The following is a 26,307-nucleotide window of genomic DNA, read 5'->3' on the forward strand; positions in this document are numbered from 1 at the left end:
CTGATCTAGGTCGTGTCGCAGGGACTAACCGGCTACGATTTCAGTATTTTCGACCACCGTGTGGAGAAGTTTCTTGGGGTGCTCAATGGCCTTTCCGAATATGCAGGACCTGCTGCAAGGGCGCGTTATGCGCATGAGACGTCTTGATCGCGCCGCCCTCGAAACAGCTTGGGCTTGGCTGACTCCCATCTGATGAGGTGACATGTGAAGTGGGGGGAGGACAGGCTCGACAAGATCAAGGAAGGGAAAAGCCGCGCCGCGGCTGACCGCCAGAAACTTGTCGAACGACTGAAGAGCAATCGTGCCAGCGCGGCGGAGGCGTCTCGCGCTCCCGAGCCGCGACGCCGCCGATGTGAGCACCTCAGCGTTGACGCCGCGATGGCCGCGGCTGAACGCCTCCGTTTTATGAACCTGAGCCCAAGTGTCGACATCGATGTCGGTCCTCGAGAGGCGCTGAACAGGCCAACTCAAGTCCTGCTGCGGAGTTTCCTGACCACATTGGTGAGCGGCCGGTCCCACGTGGTCTTGCAGTGGCCGTTCGGGCAGCGCGACGTTTCAGTCCTCCACCCGCTCGCCATGCTGTCCTTGCTGTTCAGCCCAACGGCCCGAACGACCGACCATCACAGTTGGTGCGATGCCGTACCCGACTTTAGAACCCTGTATTTTCCGTGGCGCGGCGGGGGAACGGGGGTGGCGCAACGTGCAATCCTTGTCGACCGCATTGAAGTCATCCGACAGAACAGCCGCCACCTGACCCGACGACGTGTCGGTCAGCCGGAGGCCTCTCCCGAACTGGGGAAGCTGCATGAAACCCTGGGGCATCTTTCGCGGCTAAGCCTACGTGATTCCGACAAGCCTCATCTGGCGCACCCCACGCTTGCCGAGATCTATTCCACATTCATAGACGATGGCGCGTCGGGGCGGCTCCTTCAGCAACCTGCCGCTGAGCTGTTCGGTCGCGTTCGATACGGTGCTGCGCTTGACCAGTTGCGGGATTATCGGCCGGAAATCTGTCAACCCCGCACCGCGCCGTTTGCGCTCTTTGGCATCTCGTCGCGTTCCAATCTGAAGCAGGTACTGGCCAACCCGATTCTGGGTGCCGAGGAGCCCGACGGCCGCCGGCCCGACATAATCTTGCTCGATCTGGGTCCCCCCGCCCTAACCAGGCTCGGCCACGGTTGGGAGGAGACCACGGGGAGTTTTCTCAAAGAGGCCTCAGCCCGGTTTCCTGAGGTTCCGGTACTGGCGGTGACACAGGATGGCTACGTTCAAAGGCGCGTCACGCGGATGATCTCCGCCCTTAAAGGCCGCGACAGCGATGCCGTGGGGAGTTCGGTTCTCGTGCGGCTCAGCGACGATCTCCTCACCGCCGACCCGCCAATCGAGGCAGTGTCTCCCATCACTGCCCGAGTACATGCTGCCGCGGGCGATGCCAGCGAAGCTATCAGGGCGCTTTCAGACGCGGCTCGAGGTGCCACGGATTCTGCAATTGGCGGGCTCCTCCTGCGTGGCATCGGCAACATTCGGCGCGCGCTGGCACTCCCGTGTGGTCTCGGTGTTGCCTACGACATGTTGTGCGAAGCTGACGGCCAAGAGGCGGCAAACATATTTCTCGAGCGTCGCTCGGCGGCAACCGTGCTGGCTCCACTGCAGCGCGCGATCAGCAGCGGTGCGAGCGGACCGGAGCGAGGCCGCTTTATGGCCGCCGACGAGGCGGTGCGGCGTGCATTTGATGCGCTCGATCGGGAAACACCCATCGGTTCCCTTCTGGTCGAATTCATGCGGCAGTTGGTCCGCAAGTCGAGCCGAAGCATCATCGTGTTCGGTTCGGACACGGATCGTATGCTGGCTGAGCGGCGCCTCGCAGCGGACGACGAGCTCGGACCGCTGGCAAGCCAGCGGCTGCGAACCCGGCACATTGTATTTACGACTTCGGTCCAGCTCGAAGCGGAACTTCACACGATCGAAGCTCTGCCGGACCGAAACAGATTGAGGCGGTTGGTCTTTGTTGCGCCGACTTCGGAAGCGTTCGCTCGGGTGGTGGCTCGGCAATGGTTGCCCAATGAGCTTGTCTTGCTGTGCGATCGGAGCTTCGCCGTGAGGATCGCAGCAACGCATCGGGGCCTGGGCTCGCATCCGGACCTGGCCGGAGCGGATCGCATTGGCGGGCGGCTGGCGGCGATCGCGGCGGCGGCTCAAACGGAAGCCGACGCTCGTGCCGTGGGGGCGGTGGACTTGGAACTTGAGGCGCGTCCCGTGATGCTCCCCAGCGAAGATGTCGTCGACCTAACCGTTGGCGATGACGATGATACCCGCGAACTTGTCATCTTCAGCCTGCAGAGTGGTCGTACTCTTCGCGCGCGGCCAGGTTCCGTCATCGTGCGTCACAGGCGTGACGCCGAGATCAATCCGTTCGAGCGGTCGATTGCGCGGGACATAACCAAAGGAACCTCTATCCTCGTGCCGGACCAGTCGTTCGTAGAGGAAGCAAGGCGCGTCCTGCCGGTTGAGGTTCTCGCCCGGAGTTGGGTAACCGTCTACCACAATGCGGTCGAGGCCGTGTTGCCGCAAGTTGCCGGCGATACATTAGCCGCCAAGGCCCGGACATTGATGGCGGCGATGCGGCCGCTTGGCGCGCGCGACATGAGTCAGGCTGCAGTGGTCGACTGGATCAGAGTGGCCGAGCACAAACTACTGCCGCCAGAACGGCTGCGGCCACACGCGCCTCAACGAAAAAGGGAGTTTGATGCCTTCATGAGCGTCCTCGGGTTGAGCGGATTGGCCGACAAACTCTGGCTCGAGGGTGTCGAGCAACTCCGCAGCGATCGGCGGCAGGCAGGTGCCCTGATGGCCCGCGCATTCGTTTCGGTTCTTGTCGACCCGCATGGTGCTGCGTCGGGGTTGGATCCGGATACCAAGCGAAAGATCGCAGCACTGCGAAAGAAGGCACTCGATCACCTTGACGCTGTGATTGGTCGAGAAATCCATCAAAACAAGGAAGGCCAGGTCGCATGAGCGATTCAAGTGCGCCAACTGCTGGGATAGCGCCGCCGCAACTGACCGCCAACGCGGTCGATCTCGATTCTGTCGAGCGTCAGATGCTGCAGCGCGACGGTGTTGACCTGACTGAAGCCAAGGAAGCGATCGTCGACGCCTTGCTGGGACTTACGGTGGCCCGTTGCACCGGCGAGAGTGCGGAAGGCGACATAATATATGGGACACGTCCGTCCGCGCGGCTCGTGAGCGGCTTTCTGCTGCCGCGTTTCGACGAGACCGGACTCGAGGATGAAACCAGCGACATCCATCTCGCGACCATGGGCATCGATCTCCAGGTTGGCGCGGGTCAGCGGGCCGAGGTTGTCGTTCGGCCGAGAGCGTCGGTGTACCTCCGCGTGTTGCCCACCTGGGATGACGTCGTGGATCCGCGGCACGACATGATGCCTCAGGTTCAGCTGTCTCGTCAGACGCGGCAGGAGGTCGAGCGGCGCGCGAGAGACTACATCAACGCTGGCATCGCAACGCTAGCGCCGATAGCGGACGATGAGCCGGACGAGCGGCCTGGAGACGCAGTCGCGGCCGCCGAACAGGCGCACGATGTAGCGGACGCGGCGACAGAAGCTGCGGCGGAGCGACCTGACGACCCCGAGGCACGGGGATTGGTTCGGGCGACTGCGCAGGCGGCGACGCGGGCTGAAGAAATCGTTCAGACCCGACATGCGGCGCTCGATCGCCGCTCTGCGGCGCAGCGAGGGCGGATCGCGGCGGTCGCCGCGATACGACGTGCGGCGTTCGACCAGGCATTCGCCGATCTTGGCATCAACCTCATACCCGTAGGCGATGAGGGACAGTCTTCGCGTCCGGTCGGAGCTGCTGATCTTGCGGGGTGTGGACGACGTGGCGGCGCCGGATGGGGATGACGCCGCGGTCGATGAAATTCATGAAACAGCTGCCGAATCCGAAAGCGGCGGTCCTGCCCCAGGATCTGGCGCGGCTGGCGCTTTGCGCCATGGAATAGGCCGGATCGAAGATCATCACGCGCAGCCGCAGCCAATACCCCAGAAGTGGCGGAGGGTACGGCTTGATCTGACTGAGATCCGCTTTGCCGTTGACGACCCATCATCGATAGAAGCTGCTTCCGCTGCCTTCTCCGCCAATCTGCTTTCGTCTCTCGATGCGGTCGTCGCCGCCTGGATCGCCTCGGAGGAAGGGCAACGGGATGCTTACCGGCCCAGCGAGCGTGTCCTACCCAGTCACTTTGCTGATCAACCGAGTTGGCAAGGGTACCTGGCGGCGCTGCGGGCCCGTCGTCCTGCGGTGCTGTCGGATGTCCGCCCCAACCTCACCGGCGTTGCGTTGGTCGTCGATGCTGATGTCGACTTTGTTGACCCCTCTCGCCTGAACGTCCGCATCGCGATCGAAAACGGTGCATCTCGGCCCGCGGGTGCCGATGCTACGGCTTTCGAGCACGGTATTTTCCAAGTCGAGTTGACTGTGGCGGTTCCGGCGGCGGCTCATCGTTCGCTACGGCTGGACCGGATCGAGCCGTCATATCGGTTCCGCGAGTGGCTCGAATATCCTGCGATGGGTTTGAACTGCGGCGTCCGGCAAGTCGACGGAGCGCCGGATACGGTTAGCCTGAGCACGACTTGGGCGCCCCGCTACGTGCAGCCGCGGATCGACCCGCGGGTTATCGCCGGCGTGCCGACACGTTACGCCGAACTGGCCGACCCGGGAATGGATCTTGATCGCCTGCTGGCGTTGCCTGACGCCTACGATGATTGGATCAGAGAACAGGCAGAACGGCCGGTTGGGATCGAGGAGGACCAGAATTCGCGACAGATCGATCTGGAAGCCTATCGCCGCGAGAGTGGCTATATCCGCGCTGGGATTGAGCTTCTTAAGGAGTCGCGTCAAGCGGCTCGTACGTTGGAATCGCAAGGCGATACTGCGTCTGGCGCGTCAGATCTTGCGCGTCGAGCCGCGCCTTGGATGGCGTGGTTACGCACCAATGAGACTTTTGCGCAGTATGGGGGACGGAGATTCACGGACTGGCGCCTCTTTCAACTGGCCTTCATCCTGGCGCACATCCCTACATTGGCGTCACGCATGCCCGAGTTCGAGCACCGCTTCGACGCTTTTCGAGACGAGCTGTCGGCGAGCCTGCTCTATTTTCCGACCGGTGGCGGCAAGTCCGAAGCATTCTTCGGCCTGCTGATCTTTAATCTCTTTCTGGATCGGCTGCGGGGCAAGGTCCGCGGCGTTACGGCTTTGGTCCGCTATCCGTTGCGGTTGTTGACGCTCCAGCAGGCGCGCCGCCTCATGCGGGTACTCGTGCAGGCCGAGCTCGTCCGATTGCGCCACCGAATTCCTGGTTGGCCGTTCGAGCTGGGATTCTGGGTCGGATCTGGCAACACGCCAAATCGTGTCGCACAGGGCTTCGGTGGCGTCCCCCCGGTCACCGCGGCGGCACATCAGACCGATGCCACATTACTCAATCCGCCCGCCGGCGCATCGGAAGCGGCAGCCGCTGCACGGCGGCGATCAACCCGCTACCGCGAGGCATTGGAGTCGTTCGACAAACTTCGCTCCTGCCCTTGCTGCGGACAAGCGACCGGCATGCGGAAATACGCGGCGCAGTCAGGACGGATCGGGATCGTCTGCTTCAACGACGCTTGCGCATGGAACCGTGCCAATCCACCGGCTGCAAGTCGGGTGCCCCTGCCGTTCTTGCTCACCGACGACACGATCTATCAACGTGCCCCTTCGGTCGTGTTGGGGACTGTCGACAAGCTCGCGCTGATCGGTCAGCACGACCGGACGATCAACGCCATCGTTGGAATGTTCGGTTGCGCCCGGCGAATGGATCCGGAGAGCCGTCATCTGTTTATGCCGCGGGGCGAACGGGCGCTTGCAGCAGCCGACAATGATGGTCTGACACGGGTGCGCCCGGCCTATGCAGGCGGTGTGGAGGTCTTTCACGATCCATTCCCGAGCCTGATCATTCAAGACGAGGGCCACCTCCTGGATGAGAGTCTCGGCACGTTCTCGGGACTTTTCGAGACCACGCTCGAGCGGATCTTCTGCGAGCTCGGTTCCGGCGTCCTTCGCGACCTGGTGGTCACTTGGAGACCGGATCCGGGTTCGCAGGATCGGCGACCGCGGTTGGCCAAGGTAATCGCGGCGACAGCGACGATCTCGGATCCCGACCGACAACTCCGCGTCTTGTATCAGCGTGAGTCGCTTAGGTTCCCGTGTCCGGGCCAGGACCTGTACGAGTCATTCTATGCGGCGCCGCGGCGCCCGCGTCCCGCCTCCCGCCTTGACTACGCAGCCACGTTGCCCGAGCGCCTGCGGCCGGAGCTTTCGGCGCCCCGGATGCGTGTCTATGCGTCGATAATGACGAATGGCCGATCGCACACAATGACCACGTCTGCGGTGGTCTCTGCCTATCATCTTGCCATCACTCGTTTGTGGAACCTGCTGGTGGAATCCGGCCGGCCTGTTGATGCGGTCGAGATGATGATCTCTGCCTTGCCCGGCGATGATCCACTGACGCCGTTAAGGGCGGAGGCTCTTCGAGCTTTGCTTCCCGCTGCGGGCGCGACAGCTGACGTGCTGGCCACTCTTGTGGACCTGCATCGAATCTCGCTCACCTACGTCACCAACAAGAAGGGTGGCGATCAGATCATCGAGACCCTGCAGTCGCAGGTCGAGCGCGATCACCGCGCTGACGGGATCGGCGACCAGCCATTTGAAACGGCTCTGATTTCGGGTGGTGTCACCGTTGCGGAAATCCAGGATGTGATGAAAAAGGCCGAGGGGACTGTGCCGAATGGACAGTCTTTCCCGCAGCTCGGTTCCGGGCTGCGCAACATCGTGGCGACATCAGCAATCAGTCACGGCGTGGACGTCGACAAATTCAATGCGATGTTCTTTGCTGGTCTGCCTACCGATGTCGCGGAGTACATCCAAGCATCGAGCCGTGTCGGGCGGACGCATGTCGGCTTTAGCCTCCTCGTTCCGACGCCGCACAGTCGTCGAGATCGATATGTGGTTGAGACGCACGACCAGTTTCACAGATTCCTAGAACGCATGATCCCGCCCCCCGCTGTGCAGCGGTGGGCCGATCGTGCGATCCGCAGGATGATTCCGAGTGCGATCCAGGCCTACCTTTGCGCCGTCGTCGAGCAGGAGGATTTTGCAAGGGCCTCGGACGCCAGCAAGGGCACTGCCCGACACTTCACGACTGCGGCGGCCGTCAAGGCCTGGGCGGAAAGGTTTTCGGGTGGCTACCCCGCAGCGGTTCGGGCGGTCACGGCCTTTACCCTCGACGCTATTGGCCTCGACGGGCGAGGTGAAGGCAGAATCGGAGCGGCCACACACACCGAACATTACGGACGCTTCGTCGAAGACCGTGTGCTCGATCTCCTCAACGTCTTCACATCTCGCTCGGACAGCAGCCGTTTGTCGAATTTCTGGGAGAGTGTGCAGACGCGCGAAATTCGAAAGCCGATGACGTCACTGCGTGACGTCGACGCTGGGGGAGTGATCCAGGGCGCATGGCGGGACCCGTACCGCGGGCGGAACGTGAACCTGGAAACGGTGCGGCAGGTAATGCGCGTTATTCGCGGCCAGCGCATGGCGGTGCGCTCGGAGGTCGATGCTGATCCGCCGATGAATGATGTGGAGGACTGAAGATGTCGGATGAAGGGTCAGCTACGACCGGCGGATCGCGGGGCACCGGCGCGGTCCGCACGTATCCACCGACGATGACGCGGTCACAGCCTCAGCTGGCAACGGCATATGCACCGGGGTCGATGTTTACCTGGGAGGGCGGCAAGGGTGCATGCCTGTCTGTTCCGATCGACGGACCGGCGATCGACTTTTCGGCGCGACCCACCCGGCGTGATCAGATCGTCGAGAACCTCGAGGAATATTGTCAGAACTGGCTCGCACGCGGAATGGCGATCAACCGGCCCGCGCCGGTCTATGAGGTCCAGCTTCTCGATAGCTGCTTCTACAATCCGGTGCGTCGCTCCGTTGAGATCGCCCTTGATCGGTTTGAGTTCATGCGCCCCGAACGAATGGGCTATCTGCCCGGGCCACTCGTCTATCGCTGCGACACCTGCGGCAAGGTGAAGGAATACATCTCGCCGGCTCATCAGGTGGCCGAGCCGCTGAGCCATAGGTGCGGACAGGATGGGGCAGACACCCACGAATCGCGGTGGCGCCAACTCGATGTTGTCTACGTTCATTGGTCGGGCGGGCTCGAGGGCCTCTCGCCTTTCAGGTACACCGCTGACCAAGCGGGTGAGGTGCGAAAGATTCCGCGGTGTCAGTGCGGCTCGGAAGAGTTTGAACTGATCAAGCAAGGCAACCAGTTTTCCCGGTGGCGCTTCCGATGCACGGGCTGCCGTGCTGAGCGGGAGGTGTACCAGACAGATCCCTTCAGCCTCAATTTGCTCAAGCCCAGAATAGACCAACAGGTCCCGCACGAATGGAGCGAGATCAATATGATCCCGATCTCGTATCGGGCCTCACCGGTGTTCTACGTCCAGGCGGCGCGGTTTATCGTCTACAATGACCAGAACGTCGTTGCGCTGATGAAGCCGAGCCGGCGTGACGAGTTGATCTCGAAGGTTGCCACGCTGCACGGGTTCGGCGGAGTCGATCCGACCGACGATGAGATGCGGGAGCAACTGCAACAGGGTGGCCGTGCGGCGCTGTGGCCCGGATACAAGGCGATGCGGGATCAGGAGGACGCGATGCGAGCGGCGGGCAATTTGCAGCTTGCCGATGTGTTCGGTGAGTCGGCTCGGCTTATGCGCGAAGGCTGGTTGCAGTCGGATTTTGTGCGAAGGACGGCGCAGGCCAGCGCCGCGCTGATCGAGCGCGTTCATGAGAGGCTCAACTACGCGCGGCGCTACGATCCGATCCGGTCGACGATCGAACATGATGCTCTCCGACGCGAGCGAATAGACGCTACCGCTGCGTCGGCGGATTTGCGACGCGCTCACCCGGATCTATGTGCCGAGCACGGTATCGAGGAACTCGAGCGCGCCTACGAGGCAAGGGTCGCGGACGATCTCGACCGTGCCGGAATCGCCGAGGCTCGACTGGTGCGCAACCTCGACATGGTTGAGTTCTCGTTTGGCTTTACCCGCGTATCGGCGACGCCGGAGACGGTCCAAAAGGACCGACGCATGCCGGTTCGTTTGATGGGTTTTCCACCCCTGCCCAACCACAAACGGCCGATTTATGTCATCGAGCAGCAGAACGAGGCGATCTATGTGCGCCTGCAGGCCGATGCCGTCGCCGAGTTTCTGCGCCGGAACGGCGTCTTGCCTGTCGCACCGACCGCCCCGCGGACCCTAGGGTCGGTGGTCATAGAAAACTACCGGGATTTCGGATTGTTCCTCCGGGATTTCGGGGTGCGCGACGAGGCATCGCGAGTCCGTTCGCGCGACCCGGCGTCGGCCACTTACCTCCTGCTTCATACGATGGCGCACCATGTTATGCATGGTGTCGCCCGATTTTCCGGGCTCGACCTGGGCTCAATGAGCGAGGCGATCTTCCCCGCCGATCTGGCTTTCGTCGTGCACCGACGCGGGATGACTGAAGACCTGGGCAACATCTCGTCCATGTGGCGGGATCACAATGGGGCCTTCCTCAACTACCTCGTCGCGAGGCGTGAACTGCGGTGCGGTTCTGGCACGCTTTGCGACCATCGCGGTGGCGCTTGCCCGGCATGCGTGATGATCCCTGAAACCTCGTGCATAGCGGGCAATCAACTTCTGTCGCGTGCCGCTCTTGTCGGAGGGCGGGCGCCCCTCTGGGACATGGATCAGACCCCACTACAAGGCTACTTCGAGGTCGTTCGAGACCTGAGGGCAACGCGGCCGACTTCAGACACCGGCTAATGGCGCAGGATGTTGACGTCATACGATGCGCAGCGCCATGGCCGGGCCTGGCTGCCCGGCTCGTGGACGCTATTGCGACGCTCGGATTGGAGCCTTGGCGACCCGAGGACGTATGCAGCGCCGCGGCGATTGGCATAGATCCCGGCGATGCCGTCCCGGTGCTTGCGGGGTTGGCAACGGCCGGTCTTTGCGCAAAGTCGCCGGTCGCCGACCACTGGATCAGTCTGCAGGCGCCTGCGGAACTCAGCCGCTTGGCCGTCATGCTCCGGGGTGCTGAGCACTATCGCCGTCTCCGCCTTGAGGCCAACTCCGTCGAGCTGGCAGTGACCATGCCCATGGCACCGAGTCGTCTGGAGCCGGAATTGGGAAGTTCGCCTGGCCGACCGGGCGGTTATCTGCCGACGAATGACGCCTTTCTGAGGGTAGCACGGGCTGCCCGCGAGCGATTGGTGGTCATGACGCCTTTCCTGGACTCGCGCGGGTTTGGTTGGTTGAAAGCTGTCACGCAAGCGGCAGCTCCGCTTGTCCAAAAGGCCCTGGTGCTTCGTGACGCCGACAAATATGCGGTTGAGTTGGGAGTGCATCAAAACGATTGGATCGTGGCCGGGGCCATCGGCGTCTACGACTATCACTTGCCGCATTCGCACGGTTCAGGACGCGCGCTTCCAGTCGAGACTTTCCATGCCAAGATCCTGCTAGCCGATAATACGCTTGCGTATGTTGGTTCCGCCAACGTCTTGGGCTCCGGCGACGGAACGTCGTTGGAGACCGGCCTTCTAGTTGACGGCGCCGCGGCGCAGCAGGTCACCCGGCTCGTCGACGCCGTGATGCGTGTCGCCCGGCGTCTTTGAGGGAGCCAGGACGTGCGGTACCTGCGTGAACGCCTCGCGAAGACGCACTTCAAAAGCCTCATCGTTGCCGTCGCAGGAACGCAGCAACTCGGGATCCGGCAATGCCAGGCGGGATAAAAGCTTCGCGGACACGCTAAAACTGCCGGATACCGCTGAAAAGCGTTGATTGAGGACAGCCGAGTTCAAAAGCGACGCGACAGTTTGCGGCGAGACGGGCGGTGGCTCGGATGTGACCTCAAGAACAATCACATGGTTCTCGGCGACAAAGCCGCGTTTGGCATGCGCCGCGAGGAAGGATGGACTGACAACGGCCGCGTTCAGCCGCCGCGGCTGATCGCGGTTGCTGGTTCGTTGAACGAGTATCGAGGTTGCGCGGGTTGCATATGCTGGAGCGGGAGTTGGAGGCTCATACCACGGGCAGACCGTGGCGCGGCGGGCGGATGCGAACGAGAAGCTGCCATCTGGCCGTACGTCGGAGGCCCAGACAAGCGGCAGGCTCGTTTTTGATGGAGCGGCCAGCAAACGATCGCGCTCCCGTGTCGGGACGACCTTCCCGACCCGAAGCCGATAGCCATAATCGGCCAGCACGTAGCAGCGCGGGGATGCGTCGCTCCGCTTCGCGTCGTTGCTTTGCACGGCACCGACCCGAACTGGAAGCGTCCACGGTTCTCCGTCCGGGGTAGCCTCCGCGGATCCAAGCTCATGGCAGGCGCCAGCCGCGTCGATCCAACCGAGCTGATAAGGATTATCGATCTGTTCGCGAGACAGGGCGCGCCGTCGTAGCACGACAAGGCACACGTCCTGGACGGCATCGATGAAAAGGTCTTCGCGCTGCTCGTGGTGATCTATGCGGATGACCTGAGCCCGGGCTAGGATCTCCCGCCGCAAGCCCGAGAAGTACGGACCTGCAACAAAGCTCGTCGGCACGATGAAGACAAGGCCGCCCCCCGGCTTGAGCCAGTCGAGCGATCGAAGCAGAAAAAGCCCGTAGAGGTTTGTGTGGCCGCCGATATTGGCGAAACCAGCTCGCGACAGTATCGCGCCGTCGGCGCCTTTCCCGACCTTCCCATAAGGAGGATTCCCAATAATGAGATCGAAGCGCTCTTCGATCGCCACCGTGAGAGAGTCCGCCGCCCTCACGGCGACACTTGCTTTGGGCCGCTTGTAGCCAAATTCACGGACGAGCATGGCGGACAGCAAATGCTCGGACAGTGTCGCCAGGCCTGGATCGATCTCCAGTCCGCGCATTCGGCGGAGCACGCCTGCGCACAGTTCCTTAGTTGGCTTCTTGCCCTTCGCCTCCCGCCGGATGAGGTGCTCGGCAATTGGGACGAGAAAAGACCCCCCTCCACAGGCCGGATCCAGCACGAGCCCGTCGGGTCGCGCTGCCAGAAACGTCTCGGCTGCGCTGATCGCCGCCTTCGCGAGGGGGGGCGGAGTGAAGTAGGCCGACAGCGCCTTGCGGCGTGTGGAACCGATCAGCAGGGCGTAGCCGCTCGCGATCGCATAATCGCGAAGGTGGGGGGCCATGTCCACAAGATGGACAGCAGCTTGAGCACCGAGGCCAGATGGCGCGTTCCGGGTGGAAAGGGCTTGGCAGAACGCGAATGGAGTGTCGTAGGCCGCAAGTATTGCGGACCGCTCTCGTCGAAGGAAACTGAGGAATTCTTTCATACCACTACCCCCCGCTCGCATCGTAGCGTCGGAGGATGGTCCTGTCTGCAGGGATATCGTGCCCTAGTGCAAAAAGGCCCGGCCTTTTTGCACTCCCTGGCGCGATGATGCGTTTTGTCACGGTGCACTCACTTGCACAGAGTCATTCGGTTCGGGTGAGCAGGCGCCAAAGGTCGATGGCCCCCAGCCATCTCCCTGTAGTGTCGTCACGAACTCGCGGTCCCATCGCAATGATACGGTCGCCGCGCTCGCTGCATTCATTCGCGCGGCACGGTTCACGCGGCCAGAGGAATCGCTGCGAGCTTGTTGGCGCCCTGGGCCAGCAGCTTTTCAATTTCGTCGGATGTCATCCGGACGGCGAGCTTCAACGCTTCGTCGATGTGCACGTAGTCCTGCGTAACGTTTTGCGATGCGTGGCCAAGCATGGCGCGGATCGTCAACTCCGAGAAGCCGAGGTCCCCTGCAACACTGCCGAAGGTGTGCCGGAGAGTGTGCGGTGTCGCTCCGCTGATGCCGGCGAGCTTGCAGACGCGATCCAGGCACGAGCTGACCGCCGTAAAGGACCCGTCCGTCTCCGCGGACGGAAACACATGCGGATTGCCGATGGCGCAGGGTTGAGCTTCGATGACACGGACGGCCGCCGGACCGAGCGCACGGAGCTGCGCATCACCCTTGGTGTCCGGGAAGGCCACATAGCCGCCTTCCGGGTGAACCCATATGCGGTGCATGGCTTGCGCTTCTTCACGCCGATAGCCGGTCAACAGGAGTAGGCGCACGACACCGAGAGCCGTCGGGTTCTCACCGTTGCGTTCAGCATAGGCGATGGCCGTGCCGAGGGCTTCGATTTCCGCGACGCTCAAGCGGCGGTCCTTCTTCTTGCTCTTAAGCCTTTTCGCTCCCTTCGTCGGGTGCTCAGCGAGAAGTCCCTTGTGCTTGGCATGGCCGATGACGGCTTGAAGCGTCCCCACGCACCGACCTGCGACGCCCGCACCGCCAGAGGTTTTGCCGCCACGCCCTTCGGGGCGTGGCTTCGCGGTCTTTCCGTTCCTGACGTCGGCCTGCATCTGCTCCACATCTGCGACCGTCAGATGGCGGACAACGCGTTTTCCGAGGAGAGGCTTGATGTGGGTCCTGATGGAGCTTTCGTCCATGTTCAGCGACGATGCCTTGATCGGTCGGTTCTTTCGGCCGAGGATGTTTCCGGCACGCGCTTCTGTGAGATACCAGTCGCACATCTCCGCAACCGTCATGCCCTTGCGAGCCTGGCGTGCTTCGTCGGCGGGATCCTCACCGGCCACGACCAGCCCGAGCTTGATCTTGGCCAAATCTCGCGCCTGCTCAACGGTCATGATGCCGAACCGGCCCAGATTGATGCGGCGCTTGATCCCCTCGGAATTGCGGTACTGCAGGACGAACGTCTTGAGGCCCGATTTCAGGACGCGGACACCAAACCCGCGAATTTCGCTATCCCAGTAGACGATCTGCTTGTCGGACGCCGGCGCGAATGAGTCGACGGCCCTTTTTGTCAGCTTGGTGGTCGGCATGCCATTTTCTCCTGGAGACAAAACTCTGAGGACGGGCCAGTGTCTCCAAAATGTCTCCAAGAAAACTCGTTTCGTAGGTTATGGAAGGATAACCCCTCGTATGTTGATGTCAATAACTATCTGTAAAATCGACATTTTTCGTGTTGTTGCGTACCGTGGCGTACACTCTCCATGAAGTTCGTAATGATGGGGTCGCGTGTTCGAGTCACGCAAGCGGCACCAAACCACTTCAAAAATTACAATAACTTCAACACATTTGGCGACCACAATTCGCTTCAGTCTGGCTTTCCGCCGACCTTTCCTCCGCTAGCCTGGCCAATTGAATTTTGTCAAAAATGTTGCGCAGGGACTTCGTACGTCATTACGTACCCGCGACAGCGCCGTTTAATTTGCTGTCTCTCACGGCGCAGAGGGGTTCCATTGGACGTATCATCAAATTCAAAGATCTACGAAAATCTCGAAGTTTTTATCAGCTATTCGGCTATTGTTCGGCTGTGCGCAGGCGCGTCTCTTTTGCGCTCTGGATGCGTCCCCGTTTTTACCAGAATGATGGTGGTTGCATCTTAGGCGATACAGCCCCCATCCTACCGCCGAGAGCCGGTTGGACCTGCGATAGGTGAGGTTCAGATGCACCTCAGGCCGGCTGCGACAAGACACCAGCTAGTCGCCAATCGCGGCGGGTAGGAAAAAGAACGTGATCCCCAGAACCAGATAGACCGCGAGCAGTTGTACGCCCTTGAGCCAGTCAGAACGGCCGTCGCCAGCAATTTGGCCAGTGACCAGGATAGAAAGCAGGATTGTAAGTACCAAGCCTGCCGGCAGAGCCAGATCCATTACGGCAGGACCGGCAAAGAGACTTACCAAGACGAGCAGGGGCGCCACAAACAAGGCTACCTGCACGCTGGAGCCAATTGCGATCGACAACGAAAGGTCCATGCGATTCTTGCTCGCAGCCGTGATCGCGGTGGCGTGCTCGGCGGCGTTACCAAGGATTGCGACCACGAATACACCAACAAAGGCATTGCTGAGACCCAGCTTGTGCGCAGTCGGCTCGATGACGCTCACCAAGATCTCGCTCATCCAGGCGACGAAGATTGTTGCAACTGCCAGGATCATGACCGAACGCCTGATCGGCCACGGCTGGTGATCGCTCGTACCCCCGACCTCGTGCGAACCGGCAAACAGCGACGAATGCGTCACAAGCGAATAGAAGAGAAACAGCACATAGACGGCTAGGAGAACGATCGATATCGAAACACTCAACGCGCCGAGCGCCGGCGACGCGCCGGTGCCGAGCCCTGCCTGATATGCGGCGGGCAAGATGAGCGCGATTGCCGCCAGCGTCAGCATTGTCGCCTGCGATCGGGCGCCTTGGGCATTGAAGCTCTGTTCCGGATGGCGCAGCCCGCCTGCGAGCATCGCCGCACCGAGAACCAGCAGGATGTTGCCCACTATGGACCCGGCGATCGATGCTTTGACCACGTCGTGCAATCCGGCACGAAGCGCGGCGAGGGCTATGATGAGTTCAGCCGCATTGCCGAAGGTCGCATTGAGCAACCCTCCAACGCCTTCGCCCATCCGTTCCGCCAGTTGCTCCGTTGATCGGCCCATCCAGGCGGCGAGCGGCAGGATGGCGATCGCCGATCCGATGAAAATGAAGAAATGCTGCTCGGGGGCGAGATATTCCAGAGCGATGGTTAAGGGTACAAAAGCGAGCAGCCAGTTCAGCATTTGTCGCCCAACCTCAACAGTTGCCTTTTGGGATCGTCATCAGGCGTATCGGGATAGCCATGCACTGAAGCGCGAGCGGACGCGAGCATTTGAGCGTAACTTACTGTTGCCATCAGAGGCGGCTATCGGCAGCAAGCCCTGCCTCGCTCTGTGCAGAACGGTGACGAGCTGATTTGGGCGCTTGTAGATTGCCCGGAGCGCGGTACTTGATCTCGTATTGCGATGTAACTTCCGGCATCATGGGCATTTTCGAGGGCGAAAACGCGTGAGCATTCAGCAGGAATCCTCCAAGCGAGTCCTCGACCCGATCGAGCGGATATCAGAAGTGCTCTTCGGGCTGATCATGATCCTGACCTTCACCGGCTCGCTCAGTGCCGCCGAGTCAGGACAATCGGAGGTGCGGACGATGCTGATCGGAGCAATCGGCTGCAATCTCGCCTGGGGATTGATCGACGCCATCATGTATCTGTTGAACTCGCTTGCGCAACGGGCAACGGATATACGCATCAGTCTTGCGCTGCGACGGGCTACGAACACGGGAGAAGCGGAGCGCATCATCGCCGAAGTCCTGCCGCCTGTTGTCCTGTCAGCGCTGAGGCGCGCGGACGTCGAGCGGATTCGCTCGGAAGTCGCACGAATGCCCGAGCCAAGCGATCGAGCAAGGTTGCAGAAAGAAGACTGGCTGGGTGCAATAGCCGTCTTCCTACTGGTATTCGTCGCCACCCTCCCAGTCATAGTGCCGTTCATGCTGTTCAGCGACATCGGGGCGGCGCTGCGGACGTCGAACGCCATTGCCGTTGCCATGATGTCCTGTGCGGGCTACGCATTCGGTCGCTTGGCTGGCTACCGGCCTTGGGTAGCGGCAGGGTGGTTCGTGCTGCTTGGCAGCTTGCTGGTGGGGTTGACCATAGCACTTGGCGGTTGAATTTGGCTTTCTGGGTCGCTGTCGAACGCTACAATACGACCGGCATGAGCAGGAAGCCCACAAGGCTAGCCTGCCAATCTTCTTTCGCCCTCGTTCCGCACCACCGACCGCAGGGAAGATCGAGCCGGCAAGCACTCTGAGTTCAAGCGGCGTCCGAATTCGCCAATTGCGTCGAAATGGACAGCGGTCGGGCAGACCCCACTTTTGGCTCAGCAGTTGCCCGCGTCTGCTAGCCTCGGCGTGCAGGAAAGACCCCCACCGTAGACGCGGTCATCGTAACCAGCCCGGTAGCCGTCGGCATAACCCCGCCGGTAGGAATATCGTGGTGGGTAGTAAACGCGCCGCTGGTATACGTCGCCGGCATAATAATCGCCCGGATAATACCCGCTGCCGTAGAAACCGCCGCCATAATAATAGCCGTTGTTCGCAATCGCGCCGCCAAGGAGAGCGCCCGCTATAAAGGCGCCTGCCGGAGCCGCCCAGTAATTGCCGTAACGGTATCCGCCTCCATAGTAGCGATAACCCCGGTAGCCCCCGTAGCGATATCCGCGCCCATAGTTGCGGTATCCGCGATAGCCATTGTGGCGCCATCTGACACCGTCCCGAACTTGAACGACGTCAGATTGAACGTCGATGGTCTTTTGAATGGGAAATGGCGCGGCATTGGCTTGCGTGACGCCGAGCACCGAAACAGCCATCGCGAGACCTGTCGCGGTCAATAGCATCCGAAACGTTTTCATGGTGATGTCCTCGCTGAAGGCGCGGTAACGGCGCTTTTGCACGAAACGACAGAATAATTGTCGCACGAGTGGCGGTGTTTGTCGATGAATTTCGGATTTTGAGAGCCCGACACCTCCCGGGGAAGGGGCTCAATCAAATGAGCGAGCCGGTGTCCCTTGCTGGTTCGCGCCGCATCCGAGAGACTTCTCTTCGATTTCGATATCTCTGAATATTGCCTCAGATCGTGCGACAGGCAGACGTCGTTGCTCATTCGGCCCAGGAAATATTGCCTGTGAACGCGATGGTCAGCCAACGGTCGTGCCCCTCCTCACCAACCGCCTGGCCTACCTCGTCGCGTATATGGTCCCATTCCTCGATGGCCTTTGGGGGCTGCCCTCGAGGAACGATGAAGTAGATCTCGATCTGGATCGCGCGCCCGACCCGCGCGACATAGGCCCGGTGGGAAAGAAAGCCATGCCGCTTGATGGTTTCGGCGGCCACCTGATCGACGTGGGTCTTCAGGTCGGTGGGGGCGATCAGCAGGATGTCGGAAAGCGCCTGCCGCACGGTGCCGATCGGCAAGGGGATGATGACGACACATACCAGCGCCAGGGCTGCCGGATCCACGTAAGGAGCGATCCAGTCCAGCGGTGTTCCCTTCACGGCATAGCCGGTGACGAAGGCAATCAGCAGAGCGAGCGTGATGCCGCCGGACATGATCCAGGCTCTGACATCCAGGGCGATGAAATCGGATTGCAGCCGACGGTTCGCCCGCCCCTCCAGCCAGGCCATGGTCAGGCAAATAACCACCGTGATTACGGCGTAGATGATGGCGTAGTCGAACCGAAGCTCGTGGCCTCCTTCCAATATATTGGCGATGGCATTGATCAGCGCGTAGACCGCGACGGCTATCAGCAAGGTGCCGTTGAGCAGAAGGACGATCGGCTCCAGGTGCCAGAAGCCCATGGTGAAACGACCGTGAAGCCTTCCATAAGGCTTCTCATGCTGCGCCGACCTCACGATCAGGCTGGAGATCCAGAGGGCAAGAGCGGTCATGCCGGCGTCGCCGAGAGAATAGACACCGTCGAAGACGATGGAGAACGAGCCGGACAGCAATCCCAGCACGACGCCGAATGAGGCAACGACGACGGTCGCATAGATGGAAATGCGCAGAAGGCGTTGTTCGTTGAGCATTTCATTTCTCGCATGTTTTCGCGGTCAAAGTATACTATCATAAACAGCAGCCGGCAGAGGCGGTGACTTCGCAGCGCGGGGACGGAGGCGACCATGGCTGCAGGAAACAACGTCAAGAGCCTGGGAATAGCGGCGTGCACGGCCATCGTGGTCGGTAATATGGTCGGCTCCGGCTTCTATCTGTCCCCTGCCGCGGTCGCTCCCTATGGCAATCTCGCGATCCTGGTCTGGATCGTCATGGGGGCCGGCGCGATCTGCCTGGGCCTCACCTTCGCGAAGCTGGCGCGACTCGCGCCAGCGACCGGCGGTCCCTACGCCTATACGCGCCTCGCCTATGGTGACTTCCCCGGCTTTCTCATCGCCTGGGGCTATTGGATATCGATCTGGGCGTCGTTGCCGGTTATTGCCGTTGCTTTTGCCGGCGTGGTCATCGACCTGTTCCCGGCTTTTCGAGGACGCGGTGCGGCCGTGCTGCTCACACTCGGCGCGATATGGCTCGTGGTATTCGTCAACCTGCGGGGCGTAGGCACAGCCGGCCGTTTCGCGCAGGTGACGACTTACGCCAAGCTGGTGCCCTTCGGCGCGATCGCGATCCTCGGGCTCTTCTACATCGACACCTCGCATTTCGGCGACTTCAACCCCAGCGGCGTCCCGCTCCTGCAAGCATGCGCCGCACTCGCGCCGCTGACGATGTTCGCCTATCTCGGCCTGGAGTCGGCCACCGTGCCGGCCGGGGACGTCCGTGACCCGGAACGGACCATTTCCCGATCAACCGTGCTCGGAATTGGCATCGCAGCGGCCCTCTATGTGCTAGGAACCATCGTGGTCATGGGGCTGTTGCCGCGCGAGCAACTTGTCGGGTCAGTGGCACCATTCTCCGACGCCGCCAATGTGATGTGGGGCCGCGGCGGCGAGATCGCCGTTTCCATCGCGGTGGTCCTGTCCTCGATCGGCGCGCTCAACGGCTGGACGCTTCTCATGGGCCAGGTGCCGATGGCGGCGGCGCGCGACGGATTGTTTCCACCCTTATTCGGCAAACTTTCTTCCAGGAACGTTCCTGCCACGGGAATTGTCGTTTCGGCGACGCTGGCGACGGTGCTGGTACTTCTCCAGGCTGCCGGCTCCGAGGGTTTCTCGGCATTCTACAGTCTCGTCGTCGGGCTGAGCACCATGGCGGCCGTTATACCTTATGCCTTCTGTGCCCTGGCGAGCGGTCTGGTCGCGGCGCGGGTCGGTAACGGGGCGAGGATACCGCGGGTGACGGTGGTGGAGATCATCGCGTTCGTATTCGCAATGTTCACGCTTTACGGATGCGGCGCCGAACCGGTGCTTTATGGACTGGTCCTCCTGCTGCTCGGTATTCCCGTGTTCGTCTGGCAGCGGCAGCATTCGGGTGCGCCGCCCGAACAGTTGTAAAATGACCTTGCTCCACAAGACCGGCGGTAAGGAGGACGTTTTGGAAACGTCTTCAGGACTTTGCATGGTGTCGGGCAACGAAAGGCGAGCGACAAATGCCGGCCTCGTCCTGGCAATTCTATTTCTCGGCAATCTCCTCAACTTCTTCGATCGCGCCGTTCCGGCCGTCCTGGTCGAGCCGATCCGTGCCGAATGGAACCTCGATGATCTGCATATCGGCTTGATCATCGCAGCCTTCACGGGCGTCTTTGCCATTGCCGGCATCCCTCTCGGACTTTTGGCCGATTCGATGGAACGCCGGAAGGTCATGGGATGGGGCTTGACGTTCTGGAGCGCCTTCATGGGCCTGGGCGCCGTTTCCTGGAGTTTCGGGGCGTTCCTGTTCACGCGCATGTGCGTCGGAATCGGCGAAGCAAGCTACCTTCCGGCGGCAAATTCAATGATCGGCGACCTGTTTCCCGCAAACAGGAGGTCGCGTGCGACCGGCCTGTTCATGCTCGGGTTGCCGCTGGGCCTGCTGCTTGCTTTCTTTACCATCGGCCACATCGTGGAAACCTTCGGATCGTGGCGTGCAGCCTTCGCACTGGCGGCGGTTGCCGGCTTTGCGATAGCCGGATTGATGTTTCTTATCCCCGAACCGGAGCGCAGCGCGGCCAAGACTCCTAACGAAATTAGCCGTTCAGCCTCGTCCTCCGTTCTCGGCATTCTCAACATCACCACGATGCGCTGGATCATCGTTGCAGGCATCACCTCCAACATATCGTTCTACGCGACCAACGGTTTCCTCGTGGCGCTGATGCAGCGGTACTTCGGCCTGGATCTTAAAACCGCGGCGATCTCGGCCGGAATCGTCGTCGGCGTGACGGGCCTGTTCGGTCTGACGTTTGGGGGATGGGCGGCCGATTATCTGAACCAGCGGATAAATGCCGGGCGGCTGGTGATGGGCGCCATCTGCTTTGCACTGGCCACCCCGCTGACATTGTTCGCGTTGCTGCTGCCGGCAGACCATGCTTCGTTGTTCGTTGCACTTTTTGGCTTTGGCTGGCTCTTTCAATACGCACACTACGTTTCCCTCTATCCGGCCATCCAGGAGATTGTCGAGCCAAAGCTCCGCTCGACAGCCATGGGCGTGTTCCTGGCGGCTCTATCAATTCCGGGAGGTGTGTTTGGCCCGATCCTAATCGGGTTTCTTTCCGATCACCTCTCCATTCTGGCGATGCAGCAAGCCGGCGTGTCCGAAATGACGGACCATTTCCGGGCGCTGGGACTGCATGACGCGATGTTCCTGATCCCGGCAACCTTGGCCATAACGGGCGTCGCGATCTTGATGGCTGCCCGATCGCAAAATCGTGCTGCTCAGTCTGTGACCAAGGATCTGCCCTGCGATGGCAGTCCGCAGGTCAAGACCATCGCCGTCCGCAATGGTTAGCCGACATATTTTTTCGGAATCAAGTGCGCCACAAACAGCTTCCGCGGCGGCGTTTCCGTGGCCGATCAAGTATTTCCGTTGCGTCTCCGCAAGCACCTGACCATTAACTGTAACTAACACGCCGACCGGTTGATGTGTCCCGCAACCGGCGCGACCGTCGTGTCGGCAGTATTCGTGCTTTGCCCACCAGCATGCGCGCCAGGTGCAGCAATAAGAACGAAGCCGCCTGACGCAGAGCGGAGGAACGGATGCGGGAAGTCCAGGCGTTTCCGATCGCCATCATCGACGAGGATTATGAAGGCAAGAATGCCGCCGGCCGCGGCATGCAGCAACTCGCCGCCGCGATCGAAAAGGAAGGGTTTCGCGTGGTGGCCGGCGTCACCTACAAGGACGCCCAGCGACTCGCCAAGATCTTCAACAACGAATCCTGCTGGCTGGTGTCCGTCGACGGGTCCGAAGACTCGGCGACCAAATGGCAGATCCTCGAGGAGGTGCTGGCGGCAAAGCGAAGCCGCAACAACCGCTTGCCGATCTTCCTGTTCGGCGACGAGATGACGGCCGAGATGGTGCCGGCGAGCGTGCTGAAGCACGCCAACGCATTTATGCGCCTGTTCGAGGATTCTTCGGAATTCATGGCGCGCGTCATCGTGCGCGCCGCGGAACTCTATCTGGATCGGCTGCCGCCGCCGATGTTCAAGGCGTTGATGGAGTATACCCTTCAGGCGAGCTATTCTTGGCATACTCCCGGTCACGGCGGTGGCGTCGCGTTCCGCAAGAGCCCGGTGGGCCAGCTTTTCTACGAGTTTTTCGGCGAGAACACGCTGCGTTCCGACATATCCGTGTCGGTTGGCTCGCTCGGTTCGCTGCTCGACCATACCGGGCCGATCGCCGAAGGCGAGCGCAACGCCGCGCGCATCTTCGGTGCCGACGAGACGCTGTTCGTGGTCGGCGGCACATCGACCGCCAACAAGATCGTCTGGCACGGAACGGTGGGCCGCGGCGATCTCGTGCTTTGCGACCGCAACTGCCACAAGTCGATCCTGCATTCGCTGATCATGACCGGCGCGACGCCGATCTACCTGATCCCGTCGCGCAACGGCCTCGGGATCATCGGCCCGATTTCGCGGGACCAGTTCACACGCGAGTCGATCGAAAAGAAGATTTCTGAAAGCAAATTCGCCAAGGAGACCAACGGCAAAGTCCGCCTGATGGTGATGACCAACTCGACCTATGACGGCCTCTGCTACAATGTGGACGCCATCAAGGAACTGGTCGGCGACTTGGTCGAAATCCTGCATTTCGACGAGGCTTGGTACGCCTACGCCAATTTCCACGAATTCTACGACGGCTATCACGGTATTTCGTCCGGCAATCCGGCCCGCCCGGAGAAAGCCATAACCTTCACCACGCACTCGACCCACAAGCTGCTGGCGGCCTTGTCGCAGGCTTCCATGATCCACGTGCAGCATGCCGAGACCAAGCGGCTGGACATGGCCCGTTTCAACGACGCGTTCATGATGCACACGTCGACCTCGCCGCAATACGGAATCATCGCCTCCTGCGACGTCGCCGCCGCGATGATGGAGCAGCCGGCGGGCCGCGCCCTCGTGCAGGAGACGATCGAGGAGGCGCTGAGCTTCCGCCGCGCAATGTCCGCCGTCAAAAAACAGATCGAGGATTCGTGGTGGTTCGACGTCTGGCAGCCCGACGCGATCGCCGAGCGGCCGGCGGAAACCAAGGCCGAATGGATCCTGAAGCCGGGCGAGCGTTGGCATGGCTTCGAGGGCCTGGCCGAGAACCACGTCCTGGTCGACCCCATCAAGGTGACGATCCTCAGCCCCGGCCTGGCCGCCAATGGCGACATGCAGGATTTCGGCATTCCCGCGGCGGTTGTCGTAAAATTCCTTTCTTCGAGGCGGATCGAGATCGAAAAGACCGGGCTCTATTCGTTCCTCGTCCTGTTCTCGATGGGGATCACCAAGGGCAAGTGGAGTACGCTTGTCACCGAGTTGCTCAACTTCAAGGATCTCTATGACGCCAACGCCCCGCTGAAGAACGTGCTGCCGTCATTGGCGGAGGCTCATCCCGATGCCTATGCGAATATGGGTCTCAAGGATTTGTGCGACATGGTGCATCGCACCTATCGCGAGGACAACCTGCCCAAGGCGCAGCGGGACATGTATACGACCCTGCCCGAGATGGCGATGCGGCCGGCAGACGCCTACGAATGCCTGGTGCGCGGCAACGTCGAGAGCGTCGAGATCGACCACCTGATGGGCCGCACGCTGGGCGTGATGGTTGTCCCTTATCCGCCCGGCATCCCGCTGATCATGCCCGGCGAACGGATCACGGCGGCGACCAAATCCATCCACGACTACCTGATCTATGCGCGGGACTTCGACAAGAAGTTCCCAGGTTTCGAAACCGACATCCATGGCCTGCGCTTCGAGCACACACCAAATGGCCGCCGCTACCTGATCGACTGCATCAGGGAGGGCGCGCGGAAATGATCCCTCGCGACGTCAAGGCTCCGACGGTCGCCATACCGTTCAATCATCTGCTGAAGATCGTTGCCATCGTCGACGAGAAGAACCCTCAAACCAGGGAGCTTCTCGACCACATCGCCGCGGAAAACTTCGAAATCGAAATCAGCGACAATTTTGCCCGTGACGTCTCCGAGGATTCGGAGGTTGGCGCATACATCGCCATGGTCGATGGGGATCGCTTGCAAAGCGCGCGCGAACTGGCGCTTGCCGTGCGCGGGATCGGGTTCCAGACACCGCTTTGGGCGCTGGCCGATTCGCGAAAACTTTCGGAAATGGCTGTGCTCGACCTTACCGGGCAGGTGGACGGCTACATCTATCTCGGCCAGCAGACACCGGCCTTCTACGCCAAGAAGGTCATCGCCAGCCTGATGATGTACGGGCGGACCCTGTTGCCGCCGTTCTTCGGCGGGCTGATGGCCTATGACGGCGAAGCCAACATCGCCTTCGATTGCCCTGGTCACCAGGGCGGACAGTTCTACCGGAAATCTCCCGCCGGCCAGCTCTTCTTCAAGCATTTTGGCGAGAGCATTTTCCGCAATGACCTTTGCAATGCCGATGTCGATCTCGGCGATCTGCTCATCCACGAGGGTCCGGCTGTCGAGGCGCAGCGCTATGCGGCAAAAGTGTTCGGCGCCGACAAGACCTACTTCGTGCTGAACGGCACGAGCACCTCCAACAAGATTGTGACGAACGCTGTGCTGAAGCGCGGCGATCTGGTCCTGTTCGACCGCAACAACCACAAATCCCTGCACCAGGGCGCCTTGGTGCAGGCCGGCGCCATTCCGATCTTTTTGCCGACAGCCCGCAACGCCTTCGGCATGATCGGCGCGGTCGACTGGGATGCCTGGGACGAGACCTATCTGCGCGACCAGATCCGCGCCAATCCCCTGCTCAAGGACAAGGCGCGCGCCGACGTCGATCGCCCGTTCCGGCTCGCCTGCATCCAGCTCGCGACCTATGACGGCACGGTCTACAACGTCCGCAAGGTGTTGGAGAAGATCGGCCATCTCTGCGACTACGTGCTCTGGGACGAGGCGTGGATCGGCTACAATGCGTTCCACCCGCTCTTCGAAGACCACAGCCCGATGCGGCTGGAAGCGCCGGACCCTGAGATGGCGGGGCTGTTTTCCACCCAGTCTGTGCACAAGCAGGGCGCCGGCTTCTCGCAGGCGTCGCAGATCCACAAACGAGACGACCACATTCGCGGCCAGCGCCGCTATGTCGAGCACAAGCGCTTCAACGAATCGTTCCTGATGAACGCCTCGACATCGCCGTTCTATCCGCTGTTTGCCTCCATCGAGGTCAACGCCAAGATCCACGAAGGCAAGGCCGGCGAGATGCTCTGGGACCGGTGCATCGCGCTGGGCATCGAATGCCGGAAGAAGTTCCGCGAATTCGGCCAGTACTATCGTGAGAACGGCCGGGACGAGCAGGACAAATGGTTCTTCGACCCGTTTGTGCCCGACAAAGTGACGATCCGTAAGTCGGCGTTTACGGAAGACGTCACCGACGTTCCCTGGGAAAGCCTGCCCACCGACGTGCTGAAGCGCGAACAGCAATGCTGGAATTTCCATCCGCAGGCACGCTGGCACGGCTACGCGGGTTATGTCGACGGCTATGCGATGGTCGACCCCAACAAGCTGGCCCTTCTCACCCCGGGCATTGATCGCACGACCGGCGACTATCTGAGCTTCGGCGTGCCAGCGACCGTGGTCGCCAATTATCTGCGCGAGCAGCGCGTCGTGGCCGAGAAGTGCGACCTCAACAGCGTGCTGTTCCTGATGACGCCCGCCGAGGATGAGAGCAAGCTCAACACGCTGATCGCCAAGCTGGTCCGTTTCAAGAACCTCTGGGACCGCGACGCGCCCCTGCCGGACGTGCTGCCGACGGTCTGCGCGGCCAACAGTGCCCGTTATGCCGGATACACGATCCGCCAGATCTGCAACGAGATGCATGACTTCTACCGCTCCGCCAACATCAAGGATCTGCAGCGGCGATGCTTCCGGGCCACGAGTTTTCCGGAACTCGCCATGTCGCCGGAGGATGCTTATGCGGCGCTGGTGGCCAACGATGTCGACTATGTCCCCTTGGACGACATCAAGGACCGCGTGTCGGCCACGCTCGCGCTTATCTACCCGCCCGGCATTGGCGTGATCGTGCCCGGCGAGCGCTGGGACGAACGGGCCCAGCCGATGCTGGATTATTTCCATGCCTTCGAGGAGTCGTTCAATCGATTTCCGGGCTTCAACTACGAGGTGCAGGGCGTCTTCCAGGAGAAGATCGACGGCCGCATCAAGTTCCACACCTACGTGGTCCGAGCGTGACCGGCCGGGGCGAGACACTGGGGAGGACTGGCT

Annotated in this window: 15 protein-coding genes; 10 read left to right on the plus strand and 5 right to left on the minus strand. The window is 61.3% G+C overall.

Annotated elements, in window-relative coordinates; genetic code table 11:
- The first annotated feature begins 204 nt into the window (after nt 1-204).
- The 5 genes from ACSBOB_RS28245 to ACSBOB_RS28265 all read left to right on the plus strand — a co-directional run bounded on the left by ACSBOB_RS28245 (nt 205) and on the right by ACSBOB_RS28265 (nt 10,771).
- Entirely contained in the window at nt 205-3,015 is a 2,811-nt protein-coding gene (locus tag ACSBOB_RS28245) for a hypothetical protein (RefSeq protein WP_442579341.1), read from the plus strand.
- A complete protein-coding gene (locus ACSBOB_RS28250; protein WP_442579342.1) occupies nt 3,012-3,917 on the plus strand; it encodes a hypothetical protein in 906 nt (301 codons plus the stop codon). The genes ACSBOB_RS28245 and ACSBOB_RS28250 overlap by 4 nt, the downstream gene beginning before the upstream one ends.
- Entirely contained in the window at nt 3,886-7,695 is a 3,810-nt protein-coding gene (locus tag ACSBOB_RS28255; protein WP_442583863.1) for a DEAD/DEAH box helicase, read from the plus strand. The genes ACSBOB_RS28250 and ACSBOB_RS28255 overlap by 32 nt, the downstream gene beginning before the upstream one ends.
- A gap of 2 nt (nt 7,696-7,697) precedes the next feature.
- A complete protein-coding gene (locus tag ACSBOB_RS28260; protein ID WP_442579343.1) occupies nt 7,698-9,920 on the plus strand; it encodes a hypothetical protein in 2,223 nt (740 codons plus the stop codon).
- A 62-nt stretch (nt 9,921-9,982) separates the two neighbouring features.
- A complete protein-coding gene (locus tag ACSBOB_RS28265) occupies nt 9,983-10,771 on the plus strand; it encodes a hypothetical protein (protein ID WP_442579344.1) in 789 nt (262 codons plus the stop codon).
- Here the strand turns inward: ACSBOB_RS28265 and ACSBOB_RS28270 are convergent.
- From ACSBOB_RS28270 to cax, 3 genes are all read right to left on the minus strand, one after another.
- On the minus strand, nt 10,697-12,445 hold the full coding sequence (locus tag ACSBOB_RS28270; RefSeq protein ID WP_442579345.1) for an HsdM family class I SAM-dependent methyltransferase: 1,749 nt from the start codon (nt 12,443-12,445) through the stop codon (nt 10,697-10,699). The genes ACSBOB_RS28265 and ACSBOB_RS28270 overlap by 75 nt on opposite strands.
- Nucleotides 12,446-12,720: 275 nt before the next feature.
- Nucleotides 12,721-13,989 carry a tyrosine-type recombinase/integrase gene (locus ACSBOB_RS28275; RefSeq protein WP_442579346.1) on the minus strand — a complete coding sequence of 423 codons (1,269 nt, stop codon included), beginning with the start codon at nt 13,987-13,989 and terminating at the stop codon, nt 12,721-12,723.
- A gap of 660 nt (nt 13,990-14,649) precedes the next feature.
- Entirely contained in the window at nt 14,650-15,720 is a 1,071-nt protein-coding gene (gene cax, locus ACSBOB_RS28280) for a calcium/proton exchanger (protein ID WP_442579347.1), read from the minus strand.
- A 265-nt stretch (nt 15,721-15,985) separates the two neighbouring features.
- On the opposite strand from cax, the gene ACSBOB_RS28285 reads away from it, so the two are divergent.
- Complete coding sequence (locus tag ACSBOB_RS28285) at nt 15,986-16,645, plus strand: VIT1/CCC1 transporter family protein (RefSeq protein ID WP_442579348.1); 660 nt, start codon at nt 15,986-15,988, stop codon at nt 16,643-16,645.
- A gap of 209 nt (nt 16,646-16,854) precedes the next feature.
- On the opposite strand, the gene ACSBOB_RS28290 is transcribed toward ACSBOB_RS28285, so the two are convergent.
- Together ACSBOB_RS28290 and ACSBOB_RS28295 are read right to left on the minus strand one after the other, a co-directional pair.
- Complete coding sequence (locus tag ACSBOB_RS28290) at nt 16,855-17,385, minus strand: hypothetical protein (RefSeq protein WP_442579349.1); 531 nt, start codon at nt 17,383-17,385, stop codon at nt 16,855-16,857.
- Nucleotides 17,386-17,632: 247 nt separating this feature from the next.
- Complete coding sequence (locus ACSBOB_RS28295; RefSeq protein WP_442579350.1) at nt 17,633-18,559, minus strand: cation diffusion facilitator family transporter; 927 nt, start codon at nt 18,557-18,559, stop codon at nt 17,633-17,635.
- Nucleotides 18,560-18,652: 93 nt separating this feature from the next.
- Here ACSBOB_RS28295 and ACSBOB_RS28300 point away from each other — a divergent pair, with 93 nt between their 5' ends.
- From ACSBOB_RS28300 to speC, 4 genes are all read left to right on the plus strand, one after another.
- Nucleotides 18,653-19,975: an amino acid permease gene (locus ACSBOB_RS28300; protein WP_442579351.1), complete on the plus strand. Its 1,323-nt coding sequence runs from the start codon at nt 18,653-18,655 to the stop codon at nt 19,973-19,975.
- A 1-nt stretch (nt 19,976) separates the two neighbouring features.
- A complete protein-coding gene (locus tag ACSBOB_RS28305; RefSeq protein WP_442579352.1) occupies nt 19,977-21,404 on the plus strand; it encodes a spinster family MFS transporter in 1,428 nt (475 codons plus the stop codon).
- Between the two features lie 248 nt (nt 21,405-21,652).
- Nucleotides 21,653-23,914: an Orn/Lys/Arg decarboxylase N-terminal domain-containing protein gene (locus tag ACSBOB_RS28310; RefSeq protein ID WP_442579353.1), complete on the plus strand. Its 2,262-nt coding sequence runs from the start codon at nt 21,653-21,655 to the stop codon at nt 23,912-23,914.
- A complete protein-coding gene (gene speC, locus ACSBOB_RS28315) occupies nt 23,911-26,274 on the plus strand; it encodes an ornithine decarboxylase (RefSeq protein WP_442579354.1) in 2,364 nt (787 codons plus the stop codon). The genes ACSBOB_RS28310 and speC overlap by 4 nt, the downstream gene beginning before the upstream one ends.
- Nucleotides 26,275-26,307 lie beyond the last annotated feature (33 nt).

The organism is Mesorhizobium sp. KACC 23794 (assembly GCF_052180275.1).
Taxonomy (GTDB): domain Bacteria; phylum Pseudomonadota; class Alphaproteobacteria; order Rhizobiales; family Rhizobiaceae; genus Kumtagia.

Coding starts and splice junctions, on each gene's coding strand:
- ACSBOB_RS28310 (WP_442579353.1), top strand. CDS start 21,653: ATGCGGGAAGTCCAGGCGTTTCCGATCGCCATCATCGACGAGGATTAT.
- cax (WP_442579347.1), bottom strand. CDS start 15,720: ATGCTGAACTGGCTGCTCGCTTTTGTACCCTTAACCATCGCTCTGGAA.
- ACSBOB_RS28275 (WP_442579346.1), bottom strand. CDS start 13,989: ATGCCGACCACCAAGCTGACAAAAAGGGCCGTCGACTCATTCGCGCCG.
- ACSBOB_RS28260 (WP_442579343.1), top strand. CDS start 7,698: ATGTCGGATGAAGGGTCAGCTACGACCGGCGGATCGCGGGGCACCGGC.
- ACSBOB_RS28250 (WP_442579342.1), top strand. CDS start 3,012: ATGAGCGATTCAAGTGCGCCAACTGCTGGGATAGCGCCGCCGCAACTG.
- ACSBOB_RS28295 (WP_442579350.1), bottom strand. CDS start 18,559: ATGCTCAACGAACAACGCCTTCTGCGCATTTCCATCTATGCGACCGTC.
- speC (WP_442579354.1), top strand. CDS start 23,911: ATGATCCCTCGCGACGTCAAGGCTCCGACGGTCGCCATACCGTTCAAT.
- ACSBOB_RS28305 (WP_442579352.1), top strand. CDS start 19,977: ATGACCTTGCTCCACAAGACCGGCGGTAAGGAGGACGTTTTGGAAACG.
- ACSBOB_RS28300 (WP_442579351.1), top strand. CDS start 18,653: ATGGCTGCAGGAAACAACGTCAAGAGCCTGGGAATAGCGGCGTGCACG.
- ACSBOB_RS28270 (WP_442579345.1), bottom strand. CDS start 12,445: ATGAAAGAATTCCTCAGTTTCCTTCGACGAGAGCGGTCCGCAATACTT.
- ACSBOB_RS28290 (WP_442579349.1), bottom strand. CDS start 17,385: ATGAAAACGTTTCGGATGCTATTGACCGCGACAGGTCTCGCGATGGCT.